This window comes from Mesorhizobium sp. WSM4823, from assembly GCF_055811195.1.
Genome location: NZ_JBVVQL010000001.1, coordinates 261,599 through 269,013 on the forward strand (window position 1 = coordinate 261,599; position 7,415 = coordinate 269,013).

The 7,415-nt window shown below is 63.4% G+C and carries 9 protein-coding genes; 3 read left to right on the top strand and 6 right to left on the bottom strand.

From position 1 onward, the window contains the following. Positions 1-52 precede the first annotated feature (52 nt). From AC0L26_RS01235 to AC0L26_RS01245, 3 genes are all read right to left on the bottom strand, one after another. On the bottom strand, positions 53-520 hold the full coding sequence (locus AC0L26_RS01235) for a GNAT family N-acetyltransferase (protein ID WP_473630882.1): 468 nt from the start codon (positions 518-520) through the stop codon (positions 53-55). Positions 521-729: 209 nt separating this feature from the next. Further along, the gene (locus AC0L26_RS01240; protein ID WP_473630883.1) at positions 730-1,158 is read right to left on the bottom strand and encodes a YybH family protein; all 429 of its coding nucleotides are present in this window, start codon (positions 1,156-1,158) and stop codon (positions 730-732) included. A 220-nt stretch (positions 1,159-1,378) separates the two neighbouring features. Next, positions 1,379-3,079, bottom strand: coding sequence for an OmpA family protein (locus AC0L26_RS01245; RefSeq protein ID WP_473630884.1), 1,701 nt, complete (start codon positions 3,077-3,079; stop codon positions 1,379-1,381). A gap of 415 nt (positions 3,080-3,494) precedes the next feature. Between AC0L26_RS01245 and AC0L26_RS01250 the strand changes: the two genes are divergently transcribed. Continuing rightward, positions 3,495-3,890 carry an acyl-CoA thioesterase gene (locus tag AC0L26_RS01250; protein WP_352933632.1) on the top strand — a complete coding sequence of 132 codons (396 nt, stop codon included), beginning with the start codon at positions 3,495-3,497 and terminating at the stop codon, positions 3,888-3,890. A gap of 265 nt (positions 3,891-4,155) precedes the next feature. On the opposite strand, the gene AC0L26_RS01255 is transcribed toward AC0L26_RS01250, so the two are convergent. Both AC0L26_RS01255 and AC0L26_RS01260 read right to left on the bottom strand, forming a co-directional pair. Continuing rightward, a complete protein-coding gene (locus AC0L26_RS01255) occupies positions 4,156-4,443 on the bottom strand; it encodes a GIY-YIG nuclease family protein (protein ID WP_473630885.1) in 288 nt (95 codons plus the stop codon). Positions 4,444-4,666: 223 nt separating this feature from the next. Beyond that, positions 4,667-5,035 carry a winged helix-turn-helix transcriptional regulator gene (locus tag AC0L26_RS01260; protein WP_352933635.1) on the bottom strand — a complete coding sequence of 123 codons (369 nt, stop codon included), beginning with the start codon at positions 5,033-5,035 and terminating at the stop codon, positions 4,667-4,669. Between the two features lie 91 nt (positions 5,036-5,126). Between AC0L26_RS01260 and AC0L26_RS01265 the strand changes: the two genes are divergently transcribed. Continuing rightward, positions 5,127-5,732, top strand: a complete 606-nt coding sequence (locus AC0L26_RS01265) for an NADPH-dependent FMN reductase (RefSeq protein WP_352933638.1) — start codon at positions 5,127-5,129, stop codon at positions 5,730-5,732. Positions 5,733-5,781: 49 nt separating this feature from the next. On the opposite strand, the gene AC0L26_RS01270 is transcribed toward AC0L26_RS01265, so the two are convergent. After that, positions 5,782-6,198 (bottom strand): winged helix-turn-helix transcriptional regulator, encoded by a 417-nt coding sequence (locus tag AC0L26_RS01270; protein ID WP_473630886.1) that lies wholly within the window; start codon positions 6,196-6,198, stop codon positions 5,782-5,784. A gap of 97 nt (positions 6,199-6,295) precedes the next feature. Between AC0L26_RS01270 and AC0L26_RS01275 the strand changes: the two genes are divergently transcribed. After that, positions 6,296-7,276 (top strand): quinone oxidoreductase family protein, encoded by a 981-nt coding sequence (locus AC0L26_RS01275; RefSeq protein ID WP_473630887.1) that lies wholly within the window; start codon positions 6,296-6,298, stop codon positions 7,274-7,276. Positions 7,277-7,415 lie beyond the last annotated feature (139 nt).

A 7,415-nucleotide genomic window follows, 5' to 3' on the forward strand; every position in this document is an offset into this window, starting at 1 on the left:
CCGAAGCGGCCTTTGCCTCCTGGACAAGCGGCCCACCTATCACACGCCATCATCAAGCATTTTGCTTGAGATCATAACGCATGATCGGGCGGGCTGGCACCCTGCGGGCGACGGCCCTGAACCCGGCGCGCGCGAAGGTGGAGGCGTATCCACTGCCCGAAGCGCTCGGCGATACATCGGCATCAAAAGGATAGGCTTCGAGCGCAGGGGCATTTGCGCTCCGTGCAGCTTCCAGCGCCGCTGCGATCAGGTGGGACGTGACACCCTGCCGGCGGTATCCCTTTCGCACGTAGAGGCAAGACAAGGACCAGACCGGCGCATCATCCACCCGCCTGAGCTGCCACAGCCGATCGAGCCAAGGCACGGCATCTCGCGGTGTCACCTGGCACCAGCCGACGGCGGTATTGCCGTCGAAAGCAACTAGGCCCGGGGAGGGACCATTCTCGACGGCTTGCCGGAACGCGGCCTTGTTTTCCTCGCCTGGCCGCTTTCGATAAGCACTGCCGATGCGCCCGTACATACACCAACAGCGGCTGCAGACGGCGCTCTCCCCGAACAGGTCCTCGAGTGCGGGCCATAGATCCGATGTCAGAGGGCGAGAGATAAGTTTCATGTCAGGTGCTTCACGATGAAACCACAGGTCTGCACGATGGATGCGGGCGGCTTCTGAATTCTTGGCTCTACCCCAGACGGCGCACGCCTCTAACGTCACGGAGCTTCCCAGCGACACTATGGGGTCAAGTCCAAGACTGCTGTCCTGCTCCGCATGTCGACGGGGAGGGAAACGTGCTCGTGCGTGATCGTCCATCTGTCTTCAGATCGACGAAATGCATTGCTCACGCGAACCCAGTAGTCGACATTCGCGCCTGTTTTCAGGGTGCCATGCGCCCGGATGAGCATCCATGCGGCGGCAACCGTGTCGCCGGCAGCGACATCCAATTGGCCAAGCTCCTGGCCGATCGGACCAGACCAGCGGGGAAACCAGTCCAAGAACCGCTCGCGGAGGGCGTTGGATCCCACATACCGAAGTGGCGGCACAAGGTCGAAATAGACTATGTCGTTGGAGTAAAGGGACATAAGCCACTCGATGTCTTTGCCGCCCATGGCGGCAGATCGGCTCTCCAGCAGTTCCCTAATCGCGGCTTCAACGCCTGGCATCGTCTCCTCCAATCTCATAATTCGCCCGCTCGCCGGGCATGAGGCTGTCCTCCCAAATTGCCATGGCATTACGGTGACAGTGCACTAACTGCGAGCGCGAGCGCAGCGGGTTGCGAGCAATTAGTGCACTGTCACCGTAATTACGCGGGGGTATATGAGCGGGCTTGCAATGGTGAGGCTGGCGCTTCCTTCCCGGCAGGCTCAAAACAAGAGTGGGGGCCTATTCGGAGCTCGCCACGGGTGCGACCAGCGGCGTGATGCGGCGGATCGAGACGCGCCGGTTTTCGCGTTCGGGCTCCTGGGTTTCAACCTTCAGGTACTGCTCGCCATATCCCTGCGTTTCCATGTTCTCGGGCGCGATGTCGAAGACGTTGGTCAGCGCGGCCGCCACCGCCTCGGCCCGTTGGTCCGACAGCGCCAGGTTCGCCACCTCCGCCCCGACCGCATCGGTGTGGCCCTCGATCAGGAAGGTCTCGCCCGGGTTCTCCTTGAGCAGGCGCTGCATCGCCTCGGCGACGCCTTCGAGCTTGCCGATCTCGCTCTCCGGGATCTGGGTCGAGCCGAACTCGAAATTGATGATGTCGAGATCGATGCGCCTGACCTTGTCGCGGATGCGCGCCGAACGCCGGACCTCGTCAAGCGAGTAGGTGCGTTCCACCTGCTCGACCGGCGGCTGGTCGAGGAACGTATAGTAGTCCTCGGGGTCCTCAACCCATTCCGCGTCCAGTATGTAGTCGCGAGCCGGAATGTCGAGGTCGAGCGGCGGCAGATCGAGGCCGGGATCGCGCCATTCCAGCACCTCGTCGTAGTAGTCGTCTTCGACATAGACGAGGACGATCTCACGATCGTCGGGCAGGATCTTCACGCGACGGACGACATCTCCCCAGCGGTTGCGGATCGTGACGATCCGCGTCCCGTCGGAACGGACCACAACCTCGCGCTGCCGGCTGCGCGGCAGTTCCTCGTAGTAGACCTCGCGAGCGTCGATGATGAAGCGCTCCTCGCGGGGCCGCTCGATGAAATAGGTGTTGTTGGTCTGGAAGATGAAGCGGTTGTTGACCTCGCGCACGAGTTTCGCGCCCTCCGGAACCTCGGGACGCTCCCTGCGCGGGCGTTCGATGCGGCGGCCTTCCTCGGAGATGACGGAGCCGACTTGCACCGGATATGTCGAGGCTCGCGCCTGCGCCGCGGCGTCGCTTTTGGGTAGCCGCTCGGCCCTGGCCCGAGCGGGCTGGTCCGACTCGGTGCCGCCCGGCTTGCGCCTCACCGGCTTTTCCTTGGCGCTGTCGAAGAGCCTGGCGGCGTTTTCGGGACGGCGCATCGCCGCTTCGCGCTCCTTGCGCCGCTTCAGGCGTTCCTCGGTGATCGCAGGCTCGGGTTCGGCGGCACGCTGTCTGGCGGCCTCGCGCTCCTTGCGCCGCTTCTGGCGTTCCTCGGTGATCGCAGGCTCGGGTTCGGAGGCACGCCGTTTGACGGCTTCGCGCACCTTGCGCCGCTTCTGGCGTTCCTCGGTGATCGCAGGCTCGGGTTCGGCGGCACGCCGTTTGACGGCTTCGCGCACCTTGCGCCGCTTCTGGCGCTCCTCGGCGATCGCGGGCTCGGGTTTGGCGGTACGCCGTTTAACGGCTTCGCGCTCCCGCGCCGCAGGCCGCTCGGCCCGCTCGCGCTGCGCCGGCCTTTCTGCCCGGGGGATCGGTTGCTCGTCGCGTCTGGCCTCCTTTCGTTTCTTCCTGCGCAGCTGCTTTTCCTCTTCGGGCGACTGGGCTTGGGCCAGAATAAGAGGGACGGCGTGCGGCTGGGCGTCGCGCGAAAATGCGGGAAGCGGAGCAGGTGTCAACATGAGGCCGACCGCGGCACCCACAAGAATCCGAAAATGACGTTTCATCTGGGCAACGATCCCGTCGAGCAGTCCCTTGCGCATCCTCAACCTTGAAACAGGTAAGATTGTTCCCAATCGGTCGATTCCCGGGCGCTTCGAGGCGTTTTTCCGTCGAGAATATGGCCAGGGCGCGGCGCTTCACCGGCCGAAGCCGGGAAGGGCCCGAGAAGCGCGACGCTTTTGATGAGTTTTCACGGGACCGCTGTCGATGATCAGACCGATCTTCAAGAACGAAAAACAACGTTGGGCCTCTGCGTACGGCATCGCGAGCGACAAGGTCGCCTCGATGTTGGTCCGGAAATGGCGCTACCTGCTCGTTCCGATCGATGAGTCAAAGGGCAATAGTCCACCCCCATAGCCGAATTTCAAACCGCGACGCTGCCGGCTGGCGGCGCGTTGACGCATCATCGCCGGCCCGATACGGGATCGAGACAATCGATCTCGAGGGATTTGGCGCATGGTGCACTATGCTGACGGCCGGCCGATCGGCGATCTGACGCTCAGGACACTGGCCATGCCCTCGGACGCCAACGCGGCGGGCGATATCTTCGGCGGTTGGGTGATGGCGCAGATGGACCTTGCCTGCGGCATCCGCGCCGCCGAGCGCGCCAAGGGCCGCGTGGTGACGGCGGCCGTCAAGGAAATGTCATTCGCCAAGGCGATGAAGATCGGCGACACGCTGTGCATCTACACGCATGTCGAACGCGTCGGCCGCACCTCGATGACGCTCAAGGTCGAGGCCTGGGCACAGCGCTACCTCTCCGATCTGATGGAGAAGGTTACTCATGCCGATTTCGTCATGGTGGCGCTGGACGGCGAAGGCAGGCCGAAGGCGGTTCCGCCGGAAAGCTGACCGGCCCGATTTCGGAAGCCCGAATTGACTTTCCGTCCCCTAGTCGCCGCAACACAGTAATTTTCACTTGTCGGGAGCGGATCGGCAGTGAATGTCGATAACTCCTTTCAGCGGCCTCAGCGGCAAATCGCAAACCCTTCAGGATTGGCCGAATCCTCCTCTCGCTTCGTCATCCCAGGGCGGCAAGGAGCGAAGCGACGCGGCGCAGACCCTGGGATCCATGCCGTAACCTCGCGGCAGTGCTCCAGCGGACCAGAACCGAACGCTACCACCCCGTTCCGCGAAAAAGCTCGAACCACTCTGGATTGGTTTTCTCGATCAATTCTATCTTCCATTGGCGCGGCCAGCGCTTCAGCGACTTCTCGCGCTGGATGGCGTCACGAATGTCGAAATGTTCCTCGTACCAGACCAGACGCTGCACGCTGTAGCGGCTGGTGAAGCGTGAGCCTTCGCCAGATTTGTGCTCCGGCATGCGGCGGCCGAGGTCGTTGGTGACGCCGATGTAGATCGTCCCACGCTTCTGGCTCGCGGTCATGTAGGCATAGCCGATCATGGTGGAAGGGTAGCGAGCGCGGTTGCTGATGCAAGCGCCGTTCTAAGCCGCTGCATTCTTCGGTTGATGTCACGGCATGGATCCCAGGGTCTGCGCTCCGCTTCGCGTCGCTCCGCCCTAGGATGACGAAGGGAGAGGTGTCTCGGCTAATCCTAGAGGATTGCGACCTGCGGAACCGCCGCCTTTTTGCCGCGCTGCTCCGACCCCTTTCAGATCAATGGCTTCAAGCATGCATACGGTCGAATTTTTCGCGTGCCACCTTCACTCGTTCGGTGTTCTTGCGCGCCCACTCGCCGAGCGCACCGACCGGCACCAGAAGCTCGTAGCCCAGGTCGGTCAACTCATAGTCGACGCGTGGCGGAATCGTCGGGAACACGGTCCGGGTGACGAAGCCGTCGCGCTCCAGCCCGCGCAAGGTGGTGGTCAGCATCTTTTGCGAGATGCCGCCGACGGCGCTACGCAATTCGTTGAAGCGCAGCGGCCCTTCGCCAAGCTTTCCGACGACAAGCACCGTCCATTTGTCGCCGACGCGCTGCAGGATCTCCGACACGGCGCGGCAGTCTTCGGAGCGGTGCGGGTGCCTAGGTAACAAAAAAGTGCCTCCTTGCGCGTCAAGCTGTCAGTATAACATATAGCTTAGGTATCCAAACGATACCACTATTTCCTGCAAGGAGAGCCCCTCTATGTCAAAACCGAAAATCGCCATCATCATCGGCTCAACGCGTGCCGCGCGCTTCGCCGACGTGCCCACCCAATGGATCGCCAAGATCGCCAAGTCGCATGCCGACATCGATGTCGAAGTCGTCGACCTGCGCGACTTCCCGCTGCCGTTCTTCGACGAGGTCGCATCCTCCGCCTGGGCGCCATCGCAGAACGAAGTGGCGCAGCGCTGGCAAAAGAAGGTTGCCGAGTTCGACGGCTTCATCTTCACCGCCGCCGAATACAATCACGGCCCGACGGGCGTGCTGAAGAACGCCATCGATTACGCCGCCAATGAATGGAACAAGAAGCCCGCCGGCTTCGTCGGCTATGGCAGCGTCGGTGGCTCGCGCGCCGTCGAGCAACTCCGTCTCTATGCCGTCGAGTTGCAGATGGCGCCGGTCAAGTCCGCAGTCCATATCGCCTGGGGCGATTTCCTTGCCGTCCGCCAAGGTGAGAAGAAGCTCGAAGAGATCGAGCACCTGAACCAGGCAGCCACCGCATTGGTCAACGACGTCGCTTGGTGGGCCAAGGTGCTGAAGGCGGCGCGTCAGGCCGACGCCGTCGCCGAGGAAGTGAGAGCCGCCTGAACGACGGTTTCTTCCCAAGGATCTGGGGCGGCGCTTGCGTCGCCCCTTTTTAGTTTCTGAAGGCGGTGACGGGCCGCTCGACCTGCCGAGGCCTGATGATGCAATCGGCAAGGCGGTCCAGTTCATTCAGCTCATCCGCATGGTGCTGGCCCCACTCACAGAGCGCCAGAAGGATAGGCTCGAGGCTGAGGCCGAGACGCGTCGCCGAATATTCGACGCGTGAAGGAATTTCGGCAAAGATCTCGCGGCGGACCAGGCCGTGTTCTTCCATTTCGCGAAGCTGCTGGATCAGCACCTTCTGCGCGATATCAGGCACCAGCGTCTTTAGCGACGACAGCCGGCGGGGGCCGTCGAAGAGATGGTAGAGAATAACGGCCTTCCATCGGCCCGAGATCACTTTCAAAGCGCGTTCCGCCGGCAGCATGGGCAGTCTTTTGGTTGGCAGTCTTTTGGTCAGCTTGGCCATGGTCACCTCCTGGTCAGCAGCGGACAAATGAGTGTGTAGTCGCGATCAGGCAGATAGTGGCAAACAGCAGCCGATGCCATAGCGATGAGTGCGTGCCATGAGAGCCATTCAACTGAACCGTTTCGGCGGTCCCGACGTTCTTGATGTCGTCGAGATGCCGAAGCCTGAGCCACAGGCCGGCGAGGTGCTGATCCGCGTTCATGCGGCCGGCGTGAATTTCTTCGAAGTGCTGATGCGCGCGGATCGCTATGCGGTGACGCCGGATTTGCCGATGGTTCTCGGCGTCGAGGCCGCCGGCACAGTGGAGGCGCTTGGGCAAGGGGTGGACGAACGACTGCTGGGCAACCGTGTGGCGGCGCCGTTATTTGCCTCAACGCGCCCGCTCGGCGGATATGCCGAGTATGTGACGATCGATGCCAATCTGGCCGTGCCTCTGCCGGATACACTCTCGTTCGAAGCCGCGACGGCCTTGATGGTGCAAGGGCTGACGGCTTTTTATCTGCTGCGGCAAAGCCCGCCCGCCGGCAAGTCGGTGCTGGTGACTGCAGCTGCAGGCGGTGTCGGGTCCTTGCTTGTGCAGCTCGCCAAACGCCAGGGCGCCAGCGCGGTGATCGCGGTCGCCGGCAGCAGGACCAAGCTCGATCTTGCCCTGTCGCTTGGAGCCGGTGCCGCGGTCGACTACAGCACGCCGGATTGGCCGACGCGCGTCCGCGAAGCGGCAGGCGGCGCCGGCGTCGATATCGTCTACGACATTGTCGGCGGCTCGATGACAGCGGCGTCGCTGCGGGCTCTCGCGCCTGGCGGAGAGCTGGTCTTTGCGGCGCTGAGCAGGTACGCGATCGATGCCTCGGAGATGGAAGCGATGATCCTCCAGAACCAGTCGCTGAGGGGGTTCGCCCTGCTGCCGCTGCTCTCGCCCGATGGCCTCAGGGCCAGCCTGTCGGAGCTTTTCCACCTGGCCGCCAGCGGCCAGCTTGCCGTAACGCAAGGCGGCCGCTATCCGCTCGACCAGGCGGCCGAAGCGCATCGCTCGCTGGAGGAGCGCCGCTCGACCGGCAAGGTCGTGCTGGTGCCTTGAGTATCTGCGCCCCGCCCCCCGCCGCGGGGGGGGGGGGGGGGGCGGCGCGCCCCCCCCCGGGGGGGGGGGTTTTTGGGCCCACACAAACCGCGTAGGGCGCCCGGCCGGGGGGGCCCCGACAAGGGGAAGGCGGGGGGGG